The sequence below is a fragment of the Cupriavidus sp. C3SS-1 genome (genome assembly GCF_057073755.1).
Map to the genome: position 1 here is coordinate 1,390,385 of NZ_CP172699.1, position 19,483 is coordinate 1,409,867.

Sequence of the window (19,483 nt, forward strand, 5' to 3'; positions counted from 1 at the left end):
ATGGATACCAAGCTTTCCCCGGCGCCATCGCATGGCAATGCGCGCGTCGCTTTAGCGTGGCTGGTGGCATTCGCGGTGCTGGCCAGCCTGCCGCTGCTGCTGACTGCCGACAGCAACAAGTTCTATATCGAGCTGCTCAGCAAGGTCATGATCATGGCCATCTTCGCGCTCTCGCTGCAGTTGCTGATCGGCTATACCGGCCTGGTGAGCCTGGGCCACGCCGCCTACTTCGCGGCGGCGGCTTATGCCACGGCCATGCTGGCGCCTGAATCGGGACCGGGCAACGGCTGGCTGCTGCTGGCCGGCGCGCTGGGCGCGGCGGCGGCGCTGGCCATGCTGGTCGGCATGCTGGTGCTGCGCACGCGCGGGGTGTACTTCATCATGGTGACGCTGGCGTTCGCGCAGATGGTGTATTTCGTCTTCCACGACACCAAGATCGCCGGCGGCAGCGACGGCACGTATATTTACTTCCGCCCGGAATTCCCGGTGCCGGGCTTGCGGCAGATGACGGTCAACGACCCCAGTCATTTCTACTGGATGGTCTGGGGCGCCATGGGCGTGACCGTGGTCGTGCTGGCACTGCTGCTGCGTTCGCGCTTTGGCCACGCGCTGGTGGGCATCCGCCATAACGAGCAGCGCATGCGCGCCGCAGGCTATGCCACGTACCGCTACCAGCTCGGCGCGTTCGTCGCGGGCGGCATGCTGGCGGGCCTGGCGGGCTTCCTGTATGCAGTGCAGTTCGGCTTCGTCAACCCGGAAATCGCTTCGTGGCACCAGTCGGGCAACGCCATGCTGATGGTCATCCTGGGCGGCGTGGGCAGCCTGGCCGGCGCGGTGCTCGGGGCCTTCTCCTTCGTGCTGGTGGCCGAGTGGTTCAGCACCATGACCAAGCACTGGCAGCTGCTGATGGGCGGTTTCATCATCGTCGCGGTGGCGCTGCTGCCGCGCGGGCTGGTGAGCCTGCCGTCGATGCTGCGCCTGAAGATGCGCGCCCCAGGCGCGCGCCATGGCGGGACCGCGGGCGATGACGATGACACGGCGCAGGAGGCGGCAGGCGAGCGCCGCAGCCCTCGCAACACGGAGGCCGCATGAGCACACCGGTACCGGTATTGCAGGCCACGGGCCTGACGCGCCGTTTCGGCGGCCTGACCGCTGTGGCCGGCGTGGATCTCTCGCTGGCGCTGCACGAGATCCATGCGGTGATCGGGACGAACGGCGCGGGCAAATCCACCCTGATCAACATGCTGTCCGGCGAACTGCCGCCTTCGGCAGGGCAACTCCACCTGCAGGGCCGGGACGTGACGGGCTGGTCCCAGCCGCGGCTGGCCCGCCATGGCATTGGCCGCAGCTACCAGCGCAACAACATCTTCCTGCCGTTGACCGTGCGCGAGAACTGCCGGCTGGCGGCGCAGTCGCGCGCGCAGCGCGCATGGCGGCTTTGGGAGAGCGCGGGCGACTGCCGCATGAGCGGGGCGCTTGCGGACGAGGCCATGGAGCGCGCCGGGCTGGCCGCGCATGCCGGACGGCTGGCCAGCGAACTGGCGCACGGCCAGAAGCGCCAGCTTGAAGTGGCGATGTGCCTGGCTACGCAGCCCGTGGCCCTGTTGTTGGACGAGCCGCTGGCAGGCATGGGCGCCGAGGAGTCGTCCCGCATGCTGGCGCTGCTGCGCGGCCTGCGCGAAGGTCACGCGATCCTGCTGGTCGAACACGATATGGACGCCGTGTTCTCGGTGGCCGACCGCATCACCGTGATGGTCAACGGCACGGTCATCGCCAGCGGCACGCCCGATGCCATCCGCGCCAACCGGGACGTCCAGCTTGCCTACCTGGGCGAGGCGGAAGACAGCGAGGTGCCGGCATGAGCGCTGCCATGATCGAAGCCAGCGGCATCAACGCCTGGTACGGCTCCAGCCATATCCTGCGCGACGTGGATTTTCGTGTCGGCATCGGCGAGACCGTGGGCTTGCTCGGCCGCAATGGCATGGGCAAGAGTACGCTGCTGCGCACACTGCTGGGCCATGTGCGACAGCGCACCGGCAACATCCACGTGGCCGGGCGCGAAGTCTCGCGCGCCCAGCCCTACGAGGTGGCGCGCCTGGGGGTGGCCTACGTGCCCGAAGGGCGCGGCGTGTTTCCGAATCTGTCAGTGCGCGAGAACCTGGTCATGGCCGCGCGCAAAGGCTGCAACGGCCGCCACGACTGGGACGAGGCGCGCGTGCTCGACCTGTTTCCGCGGCTCAAGGAGCGCCTAGACCATGGCGGGCAGCAACTCTCAGGCGGCGAGCAGCAGATGCTGTCGATCGGCCGCGCACTGATGACCAATCCCGACTGCCTGGTGCTGGACGAAGCTACGGAAGGGCTGGCGCCGCGCATCGTGCGCGAGATCTGGGAGGTCATTGCCACCGTGCGTGCCACGGGCATCGCCTCAGTCGTGGTGGATCGCAACTTCCGGTCCGTACTCGCCCATGCGGACCGCGTGGTCGTGCTGGAGAAGGGGCGTGTCGTCCTGACCGGCCCCGCCGCAGACCTCGCGGACAAGCATGAGGCGCTCGACCGCTACCTCGGCGTGTAAAGACATCTCATACGAAAAGTAGCCTAAACATCTCATTTTGTGGCGACTTGGCAACGTCGTCCCAGCACCGGTACGTCCAGTGCTATTTGGCGCGGGACTTGACCATCCACCACTTCCCACCCATGCTTGATGCGTTCCGCCAGCGGTATCCGGGGCATCGTCAGTGGCCGGCGGGCCGCAGTTCCTCTAGAATTGCGGCCGTTTGTGCAACGCAATAGAACAACTGAAGAGGGAGGCGGCCGATTCACGGCTGCTGTGTCGGGCCGGATTCCGGGTAGAGCCCTCTACCGCCCGCGATCCGGTCGTCGAGACCAGAATTCATGACCACCCAATCCGCAACCACCAGCCACTACTTTGTCGAGAGCCCGAGCACGCGCGCTCTCGTGATCGGCGCAATCGGCGTCGTGTTCGGCGATATCGGGACCAGCCCGCTGTACGCGCTCAAGGAGTGCTTCAGCCAGGAACACGGCATTCCCTTCAGCCCGGAGGCGGTGCTCGGCATCATTTCGATGTTGTTCTGGGCCATGATCATCGTGGTGTCGCTCAAATATGTCCTGTTCGTGATGCGGGCGGACAACAATGGCGAGGGCGGCGTGCTGGCCCTGATGGCGCTGGCGCTGCGCACCGCGACACCACGCTCGCGCATGGCCAAGGTGCTGATGATGCTGGGCATCTTCGGCGCCTGCATGTTCTACGGCGACGCAGTCATCACGCCGGCCATCTCGGTGTTGTCCGCGGTGGAGGGGCTCGAGATTGCCGCCCCGGGTCTTTCCCACTTTGTCATTCCCATCACGCTGGTCATCCTGGGCGCGCTGTTCTTCATTCAGCGCAGTGGCACGCATGCCGTCGGCAAGCTGTTCGGGCCGATCATGCTCGTCTGGTTCATCGCACTGGGCGCGCTGGGCCTGCTGCACCTGCTGCAGGCGCCGGGCATCCTGATGGCCATCAGCCCGCACCATGGCATCAAGTTCCTGATGGAGCATTCGCTGCAGGCCTTTGTCGTGCTGGGCTCTGTGTTCCTGGTGCTGACCGGTGCCGAGGCGCTGTACGCGGACATGGGGCATTTTGGCGCGCGCCCGATCCGCTATGGGTGGTTCGTGCTGGTGATGCCGTGCCTGATGCTGAACTACTTTGGCCAGGGGGCGATGCTGCTGAACCATCCGGAAGCCGTGGCCAATCCGTTCTACCTGATGGTGCCTGGCGCGCTGCAACTGCCCATGGTGCTGCTGGCGACCTGCGCCACGGTGATTGCCTCGCAGGCGGTCATTTCCGGCGCGTTCTCGCTGACCAGCCAGGCCATCCAGCTGGGCTTCGTGCCTCGCATGCGGATCCGCTACACATCGGAGGCGGAAATCGGTCAGATCTACCTGCCGGTCATCAACTGGATCCTGCTGGTGCTCGTGGTGGCGGTCGTGATGGCCTTCAAGAAGTCGGATAACCTGGCCGCTGCTTATGGCATTGCGGTCACCACGACCATGGTGATCACCACCTTCCTGGCCGCCGTGGTGATGCGCAATGTCTGGAAGTGGAACCCGGTGCTGGTGACCCTGATCGGCCTGTCGTTCCTGATGGTGGACCTGGCGTTCTTCGCGGCCAACCTGCTGAAGATCGCGGAAGGCGGCTGGTTCCCGCTGCTGATGGGCGGTACCGCATTCTTCCTGCTGATGACCTGGTACAGCGGCCGCAAGCTGTTGCGCGCACGCAGCCTCGAAGACGGCATCCCGCTGGAGCCGTTCATTGCCGGCCTGCTGGCGCACCCGCCGCACCGCGTCGAAGGCACGGCCGTGTTCCTGACCGGCAATACCGAGTCGGTGCCGGTGTCGCTGCTGCACAATCTCAAGCACAACCGCGTGCTGCATGAACGCGTGGTCTTTCTCAGCTTTGTGACGCGCGACATTCCGTATGTCGATGACGAGCATCGCCTCAGCTGCAAGGACCTTGGCGGTGGCGTCTTCATCCTGAAGTCGGACTACGGCTTCAAGGAAACTCCGGACGTGCACAAGGTGCTGGACCTGGCGCAGCGCAAGCTCGGCATGCAGTTCGAACTGATGGAGACTTCGTTCTTCATCGCACGCGAGTCGGTCATTCCTTCCAAGCTGCCGGGCATGTCGATGTGGCGCGAGAGCTTGTTCGCGTGGATGCATCAGAACGGCGCGAAGCCGTCGGATTTCTTCCAGATTCCCGCCAACCGCGTGGTCGAGCTCGGCACGAAGGTCGAGATCTGATCCGGGAAGCGGCAGAACAAGGCCCCCGCAGGCGCAAGGCCTGCGGGGGCTTTGTCTTTTCAGCGGTGTCAGGCCGCCATGGCCGGTGATGGCTGGCCGGCGGCGGGCATCGCATACATCAAGGGGGCCATGGCCGCTTCGATGCGCGCGGCCTGCGCCGGATTGATCATGTCGCCCAACAGCTTGTTGAAGCGTGGTTCCAGCACGCCGGTGACGATATAGGTCCAGCGATAGGCCTTGAGCAGCAGCTCGCGGACTTGCGTGGCCTGGGGTGAATCCTCGGGCTTGCCGGTCACGCGCAGGAAGTAGTCCGCATCGGCACTGGCCTGGGCTTGCAGGATCTCGTCCATGCCGGCGACCAGCGCGATCATGTCGTCCACGGCGGCATCGCGCTCGGCGGCGGAGATGCGCAGGTCTTCACGCTTCCACTCCAGTTCGTCGAGGATGGCGTGCTGCGACTCCTCGCGCCAGTGGAACAGGAACACATCCTTGTACAGCTCGGACAGGTCCGGTGCCATGCCGATGCTGGCACGGTAGTGCGCCTGCGAGAACAGCTCGAGCTGGCACGTCATCGCGAGCACGGCCCAGGTCCGCTTGCCGAGTACGAAGGCGGCGACGTCGTTCGGCGCGGCATCGAAGTGGTAGCCGGCGGGCATGTGCACCGCCACCAGGCGCTCGATGCGGCGGAACAGTTCCTGGTGCTTCAGCTCTTCGTCGGTGAAGCGGATCAGCGCTTCCAGCGCGGTCTGGTCGCCCAGGCGGTGGTTCTGCGTCAGCTCCAGGATCTTCGCGCTGACGAAACGCTCGACCAGCCCGAACATATTGGCGTACGTGCGGCCCTGCACCTGGCTCAGGAAGCGTTGTTCGTCCGGCGTCAGGAAGGTGAGCTCGTCGATCAGCGACAGGCCGTCCGGCAGGAACTTGTGGTTCAGGTCGAAACTGCGGTCGCGGATCACGTCGCGGTCGATGTCCCAGCGAATGCGGCGGGATGCGGCGATGCAGCGGGCATAGCGCTGCGTGTCGGTGGTCGGGGCGAGGTCTTGCATGGCAACTCCTGTCGGGATAGCGCCGTCGCGATTGACGGTGAGCGAATCATTCACGCATCGGGCCGTCACGGCATGAGGCGCACGTCCCGATCGGGTGGCCTGACGCGGCAGCTTTGACGGCCGCTGGCGGGACATCGGTCCCGGTTCGACGGCTTGGCCTCACTTGCCACCCCGTTGAGCGCGCAGCGCGAGACCAGTGATGACCGGTGCGGTCCGCATGCGCCGCGACCGTTGACGCGATGGATATCTCCGCCATGCGCATGGCCGTGGCGGAGGGGATCCGGGGCATGGGTCCCGCCATGCCTGCGGCCGGCAAACGCAGTCGGGCCCGAGTTGGGACAAGCGCCTCATGTGTGCGCCTGGCGGGCGGCCGACAATGCCTTCTTCTGCTTGTCCGGCGCCGCTGCAGCCATGCGGCCTGCCTGCAAAGTTGACACGACACGGCAGTCCGGTACGCCGGCGCCGCCACGATGGGATGGCGGCAAACGCGCGCCGACCTTGGCCAGGCACGGCAAAGGCGATCACCGTGCGGCCCGTTCTGAAGGTGCTCATCGAGCGAGATCGCCTGTACAAGGCCATGCCGTACCCCGGTGCCGTGCGAGACAGTCCGGCGGGCCCTGTCTGGAGTCATCCATGCGTATGTACCTTGCCAAGACCATGCTTGCCGCCGCACTCGCCGCCGGGCTTTGCAGCATGGCCCACGCCGACGTGCGTGGCGAAGCCCCACGGGCTGCTGCCGCGCCGGGCCATCACGGCCCGCGCGATCCTTTCACCGATGGCGCCCGCGGCGCAGCACTGGCCGATACGGGAATCGAAGCGCGAACCGAAGCGCGAACCGAAGCGCAGGCCGTCATCGCTCGTCAGGGCATGTCCGTGTGCGCGGTCGATGGCTTGGGCGCTGACCAGGGCGCGATGCGCATGGGCAAGCCTGATGCTTACACCGACGGCAGCCGGCAGGGCGGCCGCTACGATCCGTTCACCGATGGCGCTCGCGCGCAGCAGGGAGAAGACCGTGGCGGCGCCTGCCTGATACGGGAGGTCCAGCACGCGTAGTCACGCTCGCCATCCCAGGGCAACCTTCCCGATGCTCGCCCGCTGATCTTGCGCAGCGCGGCGTGTGCGCCATGACCGCCACACGCCCGCGCCGGCGCAGGCCTGAGGCCGAGCGCGCCGGGCCCGGTTTTCACCGGGTGTGGCAGCGCTTTGCCGTCTCGCAAGCGGATTCCTTTGCTACTCTAGGTAGGTCACGTCGCGCGCCAATTGCGTGGGCCGTTTGCTGCCCGCGCCGGCAACCTGTGCGGCCTGAGCCGAAATGCCGATGTTCAAGCAGCAGATCCGCCTGTGCACCAGCCGCGAAGGCGTGCGGCTGGCGTATGCCATCACCGGCAGCGGCCCGCCGCTGGTCAAGGCGGCGAACTGGATGAGCCATCTCGAGTTCGATGTCGGCAGCCCGGTGTGGAGCCATCTGCTGACGGCACTGTCCAGCGACCACACGCTGATCCGCTATGACGAACGCGGCTGCGGGCTGTCCGATCGCGAGGTCGAAGACCTGTCGTTCGACGCGTGGCTGCGCGACCTGGAAACGATCGTCGATGCCACAGGGGTGGACCATTTTCCGCTGCTGGGTATCTCGCAGGGCGCATCGATTGCCGTGGCGTACGCGGTGGCGCACCCGGAGCGGGTCAGCCACCTGATCCTGCACGGGGGCTACGCGCGCGGGCGGCTCAAGCGCGATCTGCACCTGAATCCGCACCTGCGCGACGAAGCCGAGCTGATGAACAAGCTTGCCGAACTTGGCTGGGGCCAGGAGAACCCCGCGTTCCGCCAGTTCTTCACGACGCAGTTCATTCCCGGCGGCACGGCCGAGCAGCACCGGTGGTTCAATGAACTGGAAAGGGTCTCGACCTCGCCGGTTAACGCGGCGCGCTTCATGCGGGTGTTTAACGAGATCGACGTGGTCGCGCTGCTGCCGCGGGTTTCCTGCCCGACGCTGGTGCTGCATGCGGTGCGCGATGCGCGCGTGCCGTTCGACGAGGGGCGCCTGATCGCCAGCGAGATTCCCGGCGCACGTTTCGTGCCGCTGGAAAGCGGCAATCACCTTCTGCTCGAAACCGAACGCGAGTGGCAGCGCTGGCTCGACGAGATCCACAACTTCCTGCCGGCCCCGGTCGCGGTGGCCGACCCGGCGTTCCTGGCGCTGACGCGCCGCGAGCGCGATATCGTCGAGCTGATTGCGCAGGGGCGGGACAACGCCCAGATTGCCGCCCGCCTCGACCTCAGCGAGAAGACCGTGCGCAACCACATCACCAGCATCTTTTCCAAACTGGAAGTGGAAAACCGGTCGCAGGCCATTGTGCTGGCCCGCAAGGCGGGCTTTGACCGCGCCGATGCGGAAGCGCCGCGTATGGCTTAGTCGCTGACCAGGGTGCGCGCTTCCACGACCTTGTCGCGGTACGCTTCGAAGATCCGGCGCAGCGCCTGCTCCATCGTCACCTCGGGTTTCCAGCCCAGTTCCTGCATGGTGTTGTCGATCTTCGGCACGCGGTGCTGCACGTCCTGGTAGCCCTTGCCGTAGAAGTCGCCCGACGAGGTCTCGACGATCTGCGTCTTGCGCGCCTCTTCGGCGTACTCGGGGTAGTCGGCGGCCATCTTCAGCATCATCTCGGCCAGCTCGCGCACCGAGTGGATGTTGGACGGATTGCCGATGTTGAAGATCTTGCCGCTGGCGACGCCATCCTTGTTCTCGATGATGTGCATCAGCGCCGAAATACCGTCGGAGATATCGGCAAACGCGCGCTGCTGCGCACCGCCGTCAACGAGCTTGATCGGCTCGCCGCGCACGATATGGCCCAGGAACTGCGTGACCACGCGCGAGGAGCCTTCCTTCGATTCGAAGATCGAATCGAGCCCGGCGCCGATCCAGTTGAACGGGCGGAACAGCGTGTAGTTCAGGCCCTGCTCCATGCCATAGGCGTGGATGACGCGGTCCATCAGCTGCTTGGAGCAGGCGTAGATCCAGCGCGGCTTGTTGATCGGGCCGTAGATCAGCGGCGAGGCTTCCGGATCGAACTCCTCGTCCGCGCACATGCCGTAGACCTCGGAGGTCGACGGGAACACCAGGTGCTTGCCGTACTTGACGGCGCTGCGCACGATCGGCAGGTTGGCTTCGAAGTCGAGCTCGAACACGCGCAGCGGGTTGCGCACGTAGGTGGCCGGCGTGGCGATGGCCACCAGCGGCAGGATCACGTCGCACTTGCGGATGTTGTACTCGATCCACTCCTTGTTGATGGTGATGTCACCCTCGAAGAAGTGCATGCGCGGATGGTTGACCAAGTCGCCCAGGCGGTCGGACGACATGTCCATGCCGTAGACCTCCCACGACGTGGTTTCCAGGATGCGGCGCGTCAGGTGGTGGCCGATGAAGCCGTTGACGCCAAGGATGAGGACTTTCTTGCCTTGCATGGGAGTGGTCTGTTGCATGGGTTAAGCGTAAGGATGGGCCGGGCGCGGGGGCCAGCCTAGCGTTGTGGTGCCGGTGCATTCACGGCAAAGTTGGTTACGGCCACGCGGCGCCAGTCGCGTGCGACCACGTACATGGGGGCGCGCTGGCTCAGTTCGGCGAAGGTATCGGGCGACATGATCGCCATGGCGGGCTGGCCGTCCTGCCATGCGGCCAGGAACGACGCGGTGGTCGGCTGCCACTTGCGCGGTTCCTGGGTCACGCCGAATTCGAGTTCGTCGGGCCGCTCCACCATGACCAGCGTGTGGCGCAGGTAGAACGGCAGCGTGTGGTCCAGCACGCGCACGCTATAGAGCTTCATCTCGGGCCGCAGCACGCGCGCCACGGGCGCGATCATGTCGATGCCGGACGCCGAGCGGCCGATCACTTCATGCCCAAGCAGCGCACCGGAGAATGCCGTGCACATGCCGATCGCATAGACCGTGATGCTTGCCATCAGTCCGCGTCGCGGCAGCAGCCAGCGCGCCGCGAGCGTGCTCGCGATCATCAGGCCGAATGCTACGGCCACCCAGATGGCATAGGCGCGATACAGCGTATTGGGCGTGTTGTTCGAATTGAGCGTGGCGACGATGGGGCTCGCCAGCAGCCCGATGATGCCGATCGCCAGGCCGCCCACGAGCTGGCGGCGCCAGGAGCGCTCGTTGATCGAATCCAGCGCCACGCCGCCGAGGATGCCCAGCGCCGGGAAGACCGGCAGGATATAGCCGGGCAGCTTCGAGTGCGACAGGCTGAAGAAGACAAAGATGGCGATGGCCCAGATGGCGGCGAGCAGCGCGGGCTGGAATGGACGCGGGACGTCGCCGGCCGTCACGCCGGCGCGCTCGCGCACCGCGCGCCACATGCGCGGCACCAGGCCCAGCCACGGCAGGAACCCGCCGATCACGAGCGGCACGAAGTAGAGCAGCGGGCCTTTGCGCGAATGCACGTTCGACGTGTAGCGCTCCCAGTGCTCGTGGATAAAGAAGAAGCGCAGGAATTCCGGATTGCGTTCGGATACCAGCCAGAACCACGGCGCCGCGACCAGCAGCATCAGCGCGATGCCGCTCACCAGATGCAGGCGCCGCCACAGGCCGAGGTCGCGGGTCACGAAGGTGTAGATCACGAGCACCAGCCCGGGCAGCGCGATGCCGACCAGTCCCTTGGTCAGGATGGCGACGCCCATGGCGAGCCAGCACGCCAGCATCCAGTTGCGGCGGGTGGCCGGCGTGGCGTCGGGGTGCTGCGCCAGGAGCATGAACGCCAGCACGCAGGCCATGGCCCCGGACAGCGTCATGTCTAGCGTATTGAAGTGCGCCGCCACGCTCCACATCGGCGCGGCGACCATCACCAGGCCGGTGAGCAGCGCGGCGCGGGCGCCGAACCACCGGTGCGCAGCCAGCATGGAGGCCAGCAGGCCGAAAGCGCCGGCCAGGGCCACGCACAGGCGCGCCTGCCAGTCGCCGATGCCGAACAGCACATAGGACAGCGCCGTCACCCACATGTGGAACGGCGGCTTTTCAAAGTACTTGAGCGCGTTGTAGCGGATTGTCACCCAGTCGCCGCTGACGAACATTTCGCGGGCGATTTCGGCATAGCGGCCTTCATCGGGCCCGATCAGGTGGCGGAACTCCAGCGTACCGAACCAGAGCAGCGCGATCAGCGCGCAGACGCCGGCCAGCACCATCATGGGCACACCGCCGAAGCGGCGCCGGTGCCACGGCAGGGCAGCTTGCGAGGCAAGCGCGTCGGGCTCGCTCGTCAGGCGGTCGGAACCTTGATGCATGAAGGAAGGGAGGGCGTGGCGGATATCGGGCCGGAAACCGGGCAAATGCCGTGTGGCAACGGTTGTCGGATAGCGATCGGACAAGCGGCCGGCTCAGGGCAACATGGGAGGATAAGTGACGAACCTTAATGGCAGATTAAGGAAATTTGGGCAGAATGGCGGCTGCGTGACTTGCCGCGGCTTTATCGCCCTGTATTGGCCTATAACGCAAAAAAGCTGGCCTGGAAAATGAGAATTCTTATTGTTGAAGACGACCCCATGCTGGGCGACGGCTTGCTGCACGGGCTGCAACTGATGGGATACATCGTCGACTGGTTCACCACGGGCGCCGAGGCCGATCATGCGCTGGGCGTGGTGCAGTACGACGCCGTGGTGCTGGACCTCGGGCTGCCCGGCGACGACGGCATGTCGTGGCTCAGGCGCTGGCGCGAGCGCGGGTGCCAGATACCGGTCCTGGTGCTGACGGCCCGCGACGCAATCGAGAGCCGCATCAGCGGCCTGGACAGCGGCGCGGACGATTACCTGGTCAAGCCGATTTCCCTCGATGAACTGGCCGCCCGGCTGCGCGCCATGACGCGCCGCGCCGCCGGCAACTCGGCGCCGGTCTGGCGGCATGGGGCGCTGGAGTTCCACCCGGCGGCAAAGCAGGCCTTCTGGCACGGCAAGCCGGTGGACCTGACCAGCCGCGAGGCCATGCTGCTGGAGTTGCTGCTGGCGCATCCGAACCGGCTGCTGACGCGCGAGGTCCTGCGCGACAAGCTCTATGACTGGCAGGCCGGGCTGGAGAGCAACACGCTCGAAGTGCATATCCACCATCTGCGCCGCAAGATCCATCCGAAGATCGTTCGCACCTTTCGCGGCGCCGGCTATACCCTGGGCGCCGCCGAGGATTGCGCATGACGCTGCAGCGGCGCCTGATCCTGGCCGTGCTGATCGCGACCCCGGTGGTGTGGCTGCTGACCATCGCCATGACGTACGTGCGGGCGCGCCACGAGATCAACGAGCTTTACGACACCGCCATGGTCCGCATGGCGATGCAGATGCATTCGCTGGTGCCGCTGGTCGACATCACGGCAGCGCCGTCGCGCGCGCGGCTGCCGACGCTTGCGGCGGGTGACCAGGGCGATGCGGGCCTTGGCGACCTCGCCATTGCCGCGTGGCTGCCGGACGGCACGCCCATGCATATCGATCCGGACGGGGACCGGCTGCCGCGGGCGCCGGCCGCCACGGGTTTCACCGACCGGCGCATCGACGGTCATCGCTGGCGGCTGTATTACCTGGACGATGCCATGACCGGGTGGCGAGTCTGTATCGGGCAGAAGCTGGGCGAGCGCAACGAGCTGATCCTGTCCTATATCGCCGCGCAGGTGCTGCCTTGGATTGTTGGCCTGCCTGTGCTGATCGGACTGCTGATCTGGTTCATGCGGCGTGCCATGGCGCCGGTCCGTGAACTGTCGGCCGATATCGAGCGCCGCTCCCCGCACGACCCTGCGCCACTAAGCCTGGCCGCCGTGCCGGGCGAACTGGTGCCGCTGGTCAACGCCATGAACCGGCTGCTGGTGCGCGTTTCGGACTCGATCGAGCACGAGCGGCGCCTGACCGCGGACGCCGCGCACGAAATGCGCACGCCGCTGGCGGCGCTGAAGGCCCAATGGGAAATCGCGCAGCGTTCGCCCGATGAAAGCGAGCGGGCCCGGGCACGCGCCAACGTCGAGTCCGGCATCGACCGCATGAGCCGGCTGGTGTCGCAGTTGCTGACCATGAGCCGGCTGGAGGATGCCTCGGCGCTGGCCATGCTGGAGGACGCGAACTGGCGGCCGATCGCGCGGCAGGCACTGTCGGATTGCCTGGTGCTGGCCCAGCGCAGGAAGGTGGATGTGGAACTGATCTGGCCGCCCGAGGACGTCGCGCCATTGCCGCTGGCCGGCGACCCGAACCTGCTGGGGCTGATGCTGCGCAACCTGCTGGACAACGCGATCCGCTATAGCCCGGCGGGCGCGATGGTCACCATGGATTTCCGTGCGGATGCGATCGTGATCTGCGATGAAGGGCCCGGGGCGGCGCCCGAGGTGCTGGCGCGGCTCGGGGACCGGTTCTTCCGCGCGGGTGGCCAGCGGGAGCAGGGGCATGGGCTCGGCATCTCGATCGCGCAGCACGTGGCGAGGCTGCATGGGTTGGGCATTGCGTTTGCCAACCGCACCGACCGATCCGGGCTGACGGTACGCATCTGCCGCTGCGGCGAGCAGTAAAAAAACGCCCCGTGCGGTCAATGACCCACGGGGCGCTTTTTTCGCGGACGCGGAATCCGTCAACTCATCGCTTGAGCTTGGCGAATGCCGCCGCCATGGCGCCGCCCGACTCCACCTCGCGGCGAGCGCCGCCGTTGCCGAAGCCCTTGCCACCCGGGCGCTGGCCGCCGCGGTCACCCGACGGGCGCGCCGAAGTCTGGCCCGGCTCGTCATCGAGCCGCATGCTCAGGCCGATACGGTTGCGCTTGACGTCGACCTCCATGACCTTGACCTTGACGATCTGGCCGGCCTTGACCACTTCATGCGCGTCCTTGACGAACTTGTTCGACAGGGCGGAGATATGCACGAGACCATCCTGGTGGACGCCGATGTCGACGAACGCGCCGAATGCCGCCACGTTGGTGACCACGCCTTCCAGGATCATGCCCGGCTGCAGGTCCTTCACGTCTTCGACACCTTCCTGGAAGGTGGCGGTCTTGAACTCGGGCCGCGGGTCGCGGCCGGGCTTTTCCAGTTCGGTCAGGATGTCGCGCACGGTCGGCAGGCCGAACGACTCGTCGGTGAACTGCGCCGGCGACAGGCCGCGCAGCGCTTCACGGTTGCCCATGACGTCCGACAGCCCCTTCTTGATATGGTCCAGGATGCGCTTGACCACCGGATAGGCCTCCGGGTGCACCGACGAGCGGTCCAGCGGATTGTCGCCGGTATTGACGCGCAGGAAGCCGGCCGCCTGCTCGAAGGTCTTGTCGCCCAGGCGCGGCACCTTCTTCAGCGCGTCGCGGTTCGGGAACGCGCCGTTGGCATCGCGGTACTCGACGATATTGCGCGCCAGCACCGTGTTGAGGCCCGACACGCGCGCCAGCAGCGGCGCCGACGCTGTGTTCACATCCACGCCCACGGCATTCACGCAGTCCTCGACCACGGCATCGAGCGTGCGAGCCAGCTCGCGCTGGTTCACGTCGTGCTGGTACTGGCCCACGCCGATCGACTTCGGGTCGATCTTCACCAGCTCGGCCAGAGGATCCTGCAGGCGGCGCGCGATCGACACCGCGCCGCGCAGCGACACGTCCAGTTCCGGGAATTCCTTGGCGGCCAGCTCCGATGCCGAGTACACCGATGCGCCGGCTTCGCTCACGACGATCTTGGTGAGCGTCAGGTCGGGCGCCAGGCGCATCAGGTCCTGCACCAGCTTGTCGGTTTCGCGGCTCGCGGTGCCATTGCCGATCGACACCAGTGCAACGCCATGCTGCTTGGCCATGCGCGCCAGCGTGGCGAGCGAGCCGTTCCAGTCGCGGCGCGGCTCATGCGGGTAGATCGTCGCAGTTTCCAGCAGCTTGCCGGTGGCATCGACCACGGCTACCTTGCAGCCGGTACGGATGCCCGGATCGACGCCCATCACGGCCTTGGGGCCGGCGGGCGCGGCCAGCAGCAGCTCGTGCAGGTTGCGGCCGAACACCTTGATGGCCTCGCTTTCCGCGGTTTCGCGCAGTTGCGTCAGCAGCTCGGTTTCCAGGTGCGGCTGCACCTTCACCCGCCAGCACCAGCGGCAGACATCGGCCAGCCACTTGTCGGCGGGGCGGCCCTGGTTCTGGATGCCGACGTGGCGCGCGATCATGCCTTCGCACGGATGCGGCACCATGGCATCCTGCTCTTCGCCCAGGCCCAGCTTGACCATCAGCACGCCCGCATTGCGGCCGCGGAACAGCGCCAGCGCGCGGTGGGACGGCACCGAGCGGATGGTCTCGCTGTACTGGTAGTAGTCGCGGAACTTCTCTTCCTCGGCGGTTTCCTTGCCGTCCATCACCGTGGAACTGACCACGCCGTTGCTCCACAGGTGCTCGCGCAGCTTGCCGAGCAGTTCGGCGGTTTCGCCGAATTGCTCGGACAGGATGTCGCGCGCGCCGTCCAGCGCCGCCTTGACGTCCGGCACGCCGCCATCGGCGGTCGGGTTGCCGTTCACGTATTTGGCCGCTTCAGCCTGCGGGTCCAGCGTCGGATCGGCGAGCAATGCCTGGGCCAGCGGCTCCAGGCCGCATTCGCGCGCGATCTGGGCGCGTGTGCGGCGCTTGGGCTTGTAGGGCAGGTAGAGGTCTTCCAGCGCCTGCTTGGTTTCGGCGCCCTCGATGGCCGTGCGCAGCTCCGGCGTGAGCTTGCCTTGCTCCTCGATCGAGGCAAGGATCGCCAGGCGACGCTCTTCCATTTCGCGCAGGTACAGCAGGCGCTCTTCCAGCGTACGCAGCTGCGTGTCGTCCAGGTTGTCGGTCACTTCCTTGCGGTAGCGGGCAATGAACGGAACGGTCGCGCCTTCGTCGAGCAGGGCCACGGCAGCCGCCACCTGGCGGGGTTGAACGGTCAGTTCAGCCGCGATGAGCGACACAATCTTTTGCGAAACGGATGCGGGCAGATTGGACATCGGGAATTCGGTCTGTCGAAGCGGTCAGTCGAAAGCGGGGCATTTTGCCACAAGCGGGGCGGCTTTCCGTCACAGAAGAGGGACTGTTTGCGGGCGTGTATCTTGCTGCACGCCGCCCGGCAGCGCCCTCAGGCGCGTGGCGGGCGGATGCTAGAATTCGGCCATGACCTTCAAGCCCCATCCGGCCGTCGCGCCCGCCACGCCCGTGGCCGTCCGCGACACGGCAACCCTTGCCCCGATCCCCGCCGCATGCCTGCCCCGTTCCGTCCCGCGCCGTGAGGGGCCAATGATGCCGTCTGCCCGCCTGTTTGCCATGGCGGTGTGGCTGACCGTCGTCGGCGCCGGCACGCTGGCACCGCTGTCGGACGGCGCCGCGCAGGCCATCGCGCCGGCAGCGGCGCCGCGTGATTTCGCCGCCGAACGCAAGGCGATCGGCGATTCCCGCGCGTGGACCAACTATCGCTTCGCCACGGCGGAACGCGCGTGCTACGACAAGTTCTTCGTCACCCACTGCATCGACCAGGCGAAGGAAGTCCAGCGCGGGGAATTGCAGGTATTGCGCCAGCGCGAGCTGGAAGTGGGTGAAGCCGAGCGCGCCCAGCGTGCGGCCGACCGCGATCGCGAACAGGCGTTGCGCCGGGCCGAGTTCGAAGCTGGCCAGCCCAAGCGCAGCGCGAACGAACAGGCCAGCCGGGAGTCGTTCGAAAAGAAGCAGCAGGCGCAGCAACTGCGGGACGCGCAGCACCAGGCCGACGCACCGAAGCGCTCGGCCAACGCACAGTCCTACCAGCAGAAGCAGGCCGACTACGACGCCCGCATGCGCGAGGCGCAGAGCAAGGGGGCGGAACAGGCACGGCAGCGCGAAGAGAACGTCAAGGCGTACGAGGCCAAGCAGCGCGAGGCCGAACAGCGCCAAAAGGATCAGGACGAGCGGCGCGCCAAGGCGAAACAGCAGCAGGGGCAGGCGTCGGCGCCGCGGCCCTTTGGCTTCTGAGCCGGGGCCATGCCAGCCTGTTTTGGGCAGATGCGGCGGGGAAATGCAAATGGACGATAACCTGAACACCCTCGAACGGCAGATCATGGACCTGCAGATCGAGCACCGCGACCTGGACTACCTGATCGACCGGCTGGCGGACGACCCGACCCACGACGAACTCCAGTTGCGGCGGCTGAAGAAGCGCCGTCTCAAGCTGAAGGACGCCATCACCCTGCTGCAGCTCCAGCTCGAACCCGACGTGCCGGCCTGAGCGCAGCGCACGCGACACTGACAGCGCCACATGGCGCGAACTCCTGAGCCTTGCCCGCCTTGACCATCCTGACCGATCCGACCGACCTGCCAGAGCCGGGCGCAGACACCGAAAGCCCCGCGCCAGCGCAGGCCGACCTGGTTCCCGCGTCCGCCGTCCCCGCCAACCACGCCAGCGAACTGGCCACGATCTTTGCCGAAACCGGCACGCTGGCGCAGGGCATTCCGGGCTATCGTCCGCGCCACGCGCAACAGCAGATGGCGCAGGCCGTGGCAGGAGCCATCGAGCGCAGCGACACGGTGATCGTCGAGGCAGGGACGGGCACGGGCAAGACCTTTGCCTACCTGGTCCCCGCCATGCTGTGGGGCGGCAAGGTGGTGCTTTCGACCGGCACCAAGAACCTGCAGGACCAGCTTTTCCTGCGCGATATCCCGACCGTGCGGCGCGCGCTGAATGTGCCGATCTCGGTATCGCTGCTCAAGGGCCGGGCCAACTATCTCTGCCACTATCACCTTGAACGCGCGCAGGCCAACGGCCGGCTCGCGTCCAAGCAGGACGCGGCATGGCTGCGCGACATCGCGCGTTTCGCCAAGACCACCACGTCGGGCGACAAGGCTGAACTGGCCGAAGTGCCCGAAAATGCGCCGGTGTGGCAACTGGTAACCTCCACGCGGGACAACTGCCTGGGTTCGGAGTGCCCGAACTACAAGGACTGCTTCGTCATGCGGGCCCGCAAGGAAGCCCAGCAGGCCGACGTGGTGGTGGTGAACCACCATCTGTTCTTTGCCGATGTGGTGCTGCGCGACACCGGCATGGCCGAACTGCTGCCGGCCGCGAACACGATCATCTTCGACGAGGCGCACCAGCTTCCCGACACGGCCACGCTGTTCTTTGGCGAGACGCTGTCGACCAGCCAGCTGCTGGAGATCTGCCGCGACACGGTGGCCGAAGGGCTGTCGCACGCGCGCGATGCGGTCGACTGGGTTGCCATCGCGGCGCCGCTTGAGCGCGCCACGCGCGACCTGCGCCTGGCTTTCGGCAAGGAGAATGCGCGCCTGGCGCTGGGCCAGATCGAGGCCGACCGGCGTATCGGCGAGCCGTTCTTCGACACGCTGGATACGCTCGAAGAGGCGCTGTCGATCTTCGTCGAGCATCTCGAGAGCCAGGCCGAGCGGGCGGAGACGCTGCAGCAATGCCACCGGCGCGCCGTCGAGCTGCAGCAGCGGCTGGAAGCGTGGCGGGACGAAGGCAAGGCGTTCGCCGTACCCGCCCCGCAAGCGGCGGACACGGCGGACACGGCGGACACGGCGGACACGGCGGACACGGCGGACACGGCGGACACGGCGGACACGGCGGACACGGCGGACGAAGCCGCGCAGGCGCCCGCTGCAACGCCGCCGGCCGCGCCGGCGCAGTTCGGCCCCGAGACGGTGCGCTGGGTCGAGGTGTTCTCGCACACCGTCCAGCTGCACCGTACCCCGCTATCGATCGCGCCGATCTTTACGCGGCAGCGCGAAGGGCATCCGCGCGCATGGGTGTTTACGTCGGCGACGCTGTCGGTGAAAGGCAACTTCACGCACTATGCCGCGCAACTGGGGCTCAACAAGGACAATTCGCTGACCTTGCCGAGCCCGTTCGACTACGGCAAACAAGGCCTGCTTTACGTCCCGCGGGACATGCCGCCGCCCAATTCGCCGCAGTTCACCGATGCGGTGGTGGCGGCGGCGCTGCCGCTGATCGAGGCCGCCGGCGGGCGCACGTTCCTGCTGTGTACGACGCTGCGCGCCGTGCAGCGCGCCTCGGACCTGCTCTACGATGCCTTTGCCGAGCGCGGACTCGAACTGCCGCTGCTGGTGCAGGGGCAGGCCAGCCGCACGGAACTGCTGGACCGGTTCCGCGAACTGGGCAATGCCGTGCTCGTGGGCAGCCAGAGCTTCTGGGAAGGCGTGGATGTGCGCGGCGAGGCGTTGTCGCTGGTCATTATCGACAAGCTGCCGTTCGCGCCGCCCGATGACCCGGTGCTCGCCGCGCGCATGGAGGTGCTGCAGAAGAAGGGCCTGAGCCCGTTTGCGGTACACCAGCTGCCGCATGCGGTGATCACGCTGAAGCAGGGCGCCGGGCGGCTGATCCGCTCGGAATCCGATCGCGGCGTGCTGGCCATCTGCGATACGCGGCTGGTCGAGAAGCCCTATGGCCGCCAGATCTGGCAAAGCCTGCCGCCGTTCACGCGAACGCGCGAGGCACAGACCGTGGTGCGCTTCCTCGAATCCCTGCGGGACAGGGGGAAGGGAGAGGGCGAGAGCGACAGCCGAAGCAACGACGAGGACGCGGGCCTGGACATGGACGGCGCACAGCAGGACTGAGCCGCGTCGCCCGTGCCGTCATCGAACAAAAAAACGGGACAATCCTTGCGGATTTGTCCCGTTCCTGTGTGCGTCGCAGGGTCAGT

Annotated in this window: 15 protein-coding genes; 11 read left to right on the plus strand and 4 right to left on the minus strand. The window is 66.7% G+C overall.

Annotation, left to right across the window (positions count from 1 at the left end; genetic code table 11):
* From ACIGJC_RS06480 to ACIGJC_RS06495, 4 genes are all read left to right on the plus strand, one after another.
* Window positions 1-1,092, plus strand: a complete 1,092-nt coding sequence (locus ACIGJC_RS06480) for a branched-chain amino acid ABC transporter permease (protein WP_483711188.1) — start codon at window positions 1-3, stop codon at window positions 1,090-1,092.
* A complete protein-coding gene (locus ACIGJC_RS06485) occupies window positions 1,089-1,862 on the plus strand; it encodes an ABC transporter ATP-binding protein (RefSeq protein ID WP_483711189.1) in 774 nt (257 codons plus the stop codon). The genes ACIGJC_RS06480 and ACIGJC_RS06485 overlap by 4 nt, the downstream gene beginning before the upstream one ends.
* The gene (locus ACIGJC_RS06490; protein WP_483711190.1) at window positions 1,859-2,572 is read left to right on the plus strand and encodes an ABC transporter ATP-binding protein; all 714 of its coding nucleotides are present in this window, start codon (window positions 1,859-1,861) and stop codon (window positions 2,570-2,572) included. The genes ACIGJC_RS06485 and ACIGJC_RS06490 overlap by 4 nt, the downstream gene beginning before the upstream one ends.
* Window positions 2,573-2,892: 320 nt before the next feature.
* Window positions 2,893-4,797, plus strand: a complete 1,905-nt coding sequence (locus ACIGJC_RS06495; protein WP_483711191.1) for a potassium transporter Kup — start codon at window positions 2,893-2,895, stop codon at window positions 4,795-4,797.
* A gap of 68 nt (window positions 4,798-4,865) precedes the next feature.
* Here the strand turns inward: ACIGJC_RS06495 and ACIGJC_RS06500 are convergent, their stop codons facing one another.
* Complete coding sequence (locus ACIGJC_RS06500) at window positions 4,866-5,843, minus strand: hypothetical protein (protein WP_483711192.1); 978 nt, start codon at window positions 5,841-5,843, stop codon at window positions 4,866-4,868.
* Window positions 5,844-6,476: 633 nt separating this feature from the next.
* On the opposite strand from ACIGJC_RS06500, the gene ACIGJC_RS06505 reads away from it, so the two are divergent.
* The gene (locus ACIGJC_RS06505; RefSeq protein ID WP_483711193.1) at window positions 6,477-6,896 is read left to right on the plus strand and encodes a hypothetical protein; all 420 of its coding nucleotides are present in this window, start codon (window positions 6,477-6,479) and stop codon (window positions 6,894-6,896) included.
* A gap of 259 nt (window positions 6,897-7,155) precedes the next feature.
* Window positions 7,156-8,256: an alpha/beta fold hydrolase gene (locus tag ACIGJC_RS06510; protein ID WP_483711194.1), complete on the plus strand. Its 1,101-nt coding sequence runs from the start codon at window positions 7,156-7,158 to the stop codon at window positions 8,254-8,256.
* Here the strand turns inward: ACIGJC_RS06510 and ACIGJC_RS06515 are convergent.
* The gene (locus tag ACIGJC_RS06515) at window positions 8,253-9,305 is read right to left on the minus strand and encodes a bifunctional UDP-4-keto-pentose/UDP-xylose synthase (protein ID WP_483711477.1); all 1,053 of its coding nucleotides are present in this window, start codon (window positions 9,303-9,305) and stop codon (window positions 8,253-8,255) included. The genes ACIGJC_RS06510 and ACIGJC_RS06515 overlap by 4 nt on opposite strands.
* Before the next feature lie 56 nt (window positions 9,306-9,361).
* On the minus strand, window positions 9,362-11,125 hold the full coding sequence (locus ACIGJC_RS06520; RefSeq protein ID WP_483711195.1) for a glycosyltransferase family 39 protein: 1,764 nt from the start codon (window positions 11,123-11,125) through the stop codon (window positions 9,362-9,364).
* A 228-nt stretch (window positions 11,126-11,353) separates the two neighbouring features.
* Between ACIGJC_RS06520 and ACIGJC_RS06525 the strand changes: the two genes are divergently transcribed.
* Window positions 11,354-12,025: a response regulator gene (locus ACIGJC_RS06525; RefSeq protein ID WP_483711196.1), complete on the plus strand. Its 672-nt coding sequence runs from the start codon at window positions 11,354-11,356 to the stop codon at window positions 12,023-12,025.
* Complete coding sequence (locus ACIGJC_RS06530; RefSeq protein WP_483711197.1) at window positions 12,022-13,374, plus strand: ATP-binding protein; 1,353 nt, start codon at window positions 12,022-12,024, stop codon at window positions 13,372-13,374. Before ACIGJC_RS06525 ends, ACIGJC_RS06530 begins: the two co-directional genes overlap by 4 nt.
* Window positions 13,375-13,438: 64 nt before the next feature.
* Here ACIGJC_RS06530 and ACIGJC_RS06535 read toward each other — a convergent pair whose 3' ends face one another.
* The gene (locus tag ACIGJC_RS06535; RefSeq protein WP_483711198.1) at window positions 13,439-15,787 is read right to left on the minus strand and encodes a Tex family protein; all 2,349 of its coding nucleotides are present in this window, start codon (window positions 15,785-15,787) and stop codon (window positions 13,439-13,441) included.
* 163 nt (window positions 15,788-15,950) lie between these two features.
* Here ACIGJC_RS06535 and ACIGJC_RS06540 point away from each other — a divergent pair, with 163 nt between their 5' ends.
* From ACIGJC_RS06540 to yoaA, 3 genes are all read left to right on the plus strand, one after another.
* The gene (locus tag ACIGJC_RS06540) at window positions 15,951-16,781 is read left to right on the plus strand and encodes a hypothetical protein (protein WP_483711199.1); all 831 of its coding nucleotides are present in this window, start codon (window positions 15,951-15,953) and stop codon (window positions 16,779-16,781) included.
* A 49-nt stretch (window positions 16,782-16,830) separates the two neighbouring features.
* Window positions 16,831-17,034 (plus strand): DUF465 domain-containing protein, encoded by a 204-nt coding sequence (locus ACIGJC_RS06545; protein ID WP_483711200.1) that lies wholly within the window; start codon window positions 16,831-16,833, stop codon window positions 17,032-17,034.
* A gap of 68 nt (window positions 17,035-17,102) precedes the next feature.
* The gene (gene yoaA, locus ACIGJC_RS06550; RefSeq protein WP_483711478.1) at window positions 17,103-19,397 is read left to right on the plus strand and encodes a DNA repair helicase YoaA; all 2,295 of its coding nucleotides are present in this window, start codon (window positions 17,103-17,105) and stop codon (window positions 19,395-19,397) included.
* Window positions 19,398-19,483 lie beyond the last annotated feature (86 nt).

Excerpts from the sequence above, each read along its gene's own strand:
- ACIGJC_RS06490 (WP_483711190.1), top strand. The coding sequence starts at position 1,859 with ATGAGCGCTGCCATGATCGAAGCCAGCGGCATCAACGCCTGGTACGGC.
- ACIGJC_RS06545 (WP_483711200.1), top strand. The coding sequence starts at position 16,831 with ATGGACGATAACCTGAACACCCTCGAACGGCAGATCATGGACCTGCAG.
- ACIGJC_RS06495 (WP_483711191.1), top strand. The coding sequence starts at position 2,893 with ATGACCACCCAATCCGCAACCACCAGCCACTACTTTGTCGAGAGCCCG.
- ACIGJC_RS06520 (WP_483711195.1), bottom strand. The coding sequence starts at position 11,125 with ATGCATCAAGGTTCCGACCGCCTGACGAGCGAGCCCGACGCGCTTGCC.
- ACIGJC_RS06525 (WP_483711196.1), top strand. The coding sequence starts at position 11,354 with ATGAGAATTCTTATTGTTGAAGACGACCCCATGCTGGGCGACGGCTTG.
- ACIGJC_RS06530 (WP_483711197.1), top strand. The coding sequence starts at position 12,022 with ATGACGCTGCAGCGGCGCCTGATCCTGGCCGTGCTGATCGCGACCCCG.
- ACIGJC_RS06510 (WP_483711194.1), top strand. The coding sequence starts at position 7,156 with ATGCCGATGTTCAAGCAGCAGATCCGCCTGTGCACCAGCCGCGAAGGC.
- ACIGJC_RS06480 (WP_483711188.1), top strand. The coding sequence starts at position 1 with ATGGATACCAAGCTTTCCCCGGCGCCATCGCATGGCAATGCGCGCGTC.
- ACIGJC_RS06515 (WP_483711477.1), bottom strand. The coding sequence starts at position 9,305 with ATGCAAGGCAAGAAAGTCCTCATCCTTGGCGTCAACGGCTTCATCGGC.
- ACIGJC_RS06535 (WP_483711198.1), bottom strand. The coding sequence starts at position 15,787 with ATGTCCAATCTGCCCGCATCCGTTTCGCAAAAGATTGTGTCGCTCATC.
- ACIGJC_RS06500 (WP_483711192.1), bottom strand. The coding sequence starts at position 5,843 with ATGCAAGACCTCGCCCCGACCACCGACACGCAGCGCTATGCCCGCTGC.
- ACIGJC_RS06485 (WP_483711189.1), top strand. The coding sequence starts at position 1,089 with ATGAGCACACCGGTACCGGTATTGCAGGCCACGGGCCTGACGCGCCGT.
- ACIGJC_RS06505 (WP_483711193.1), top strand. The coding sequence starts at position 6,477 with ATGCGTATGTACCTTGCCAAGACCATGCTTGCCGCCGCACTCGCCGCC.
- ACIGJC_RS06540 (WP_483711199.1), top strand. The coding sequence starts at position 15,951 with ATGACCTTCAAGCCCCATCCGGCCGTCGCGCCCGCCACGCCCGTGGCC.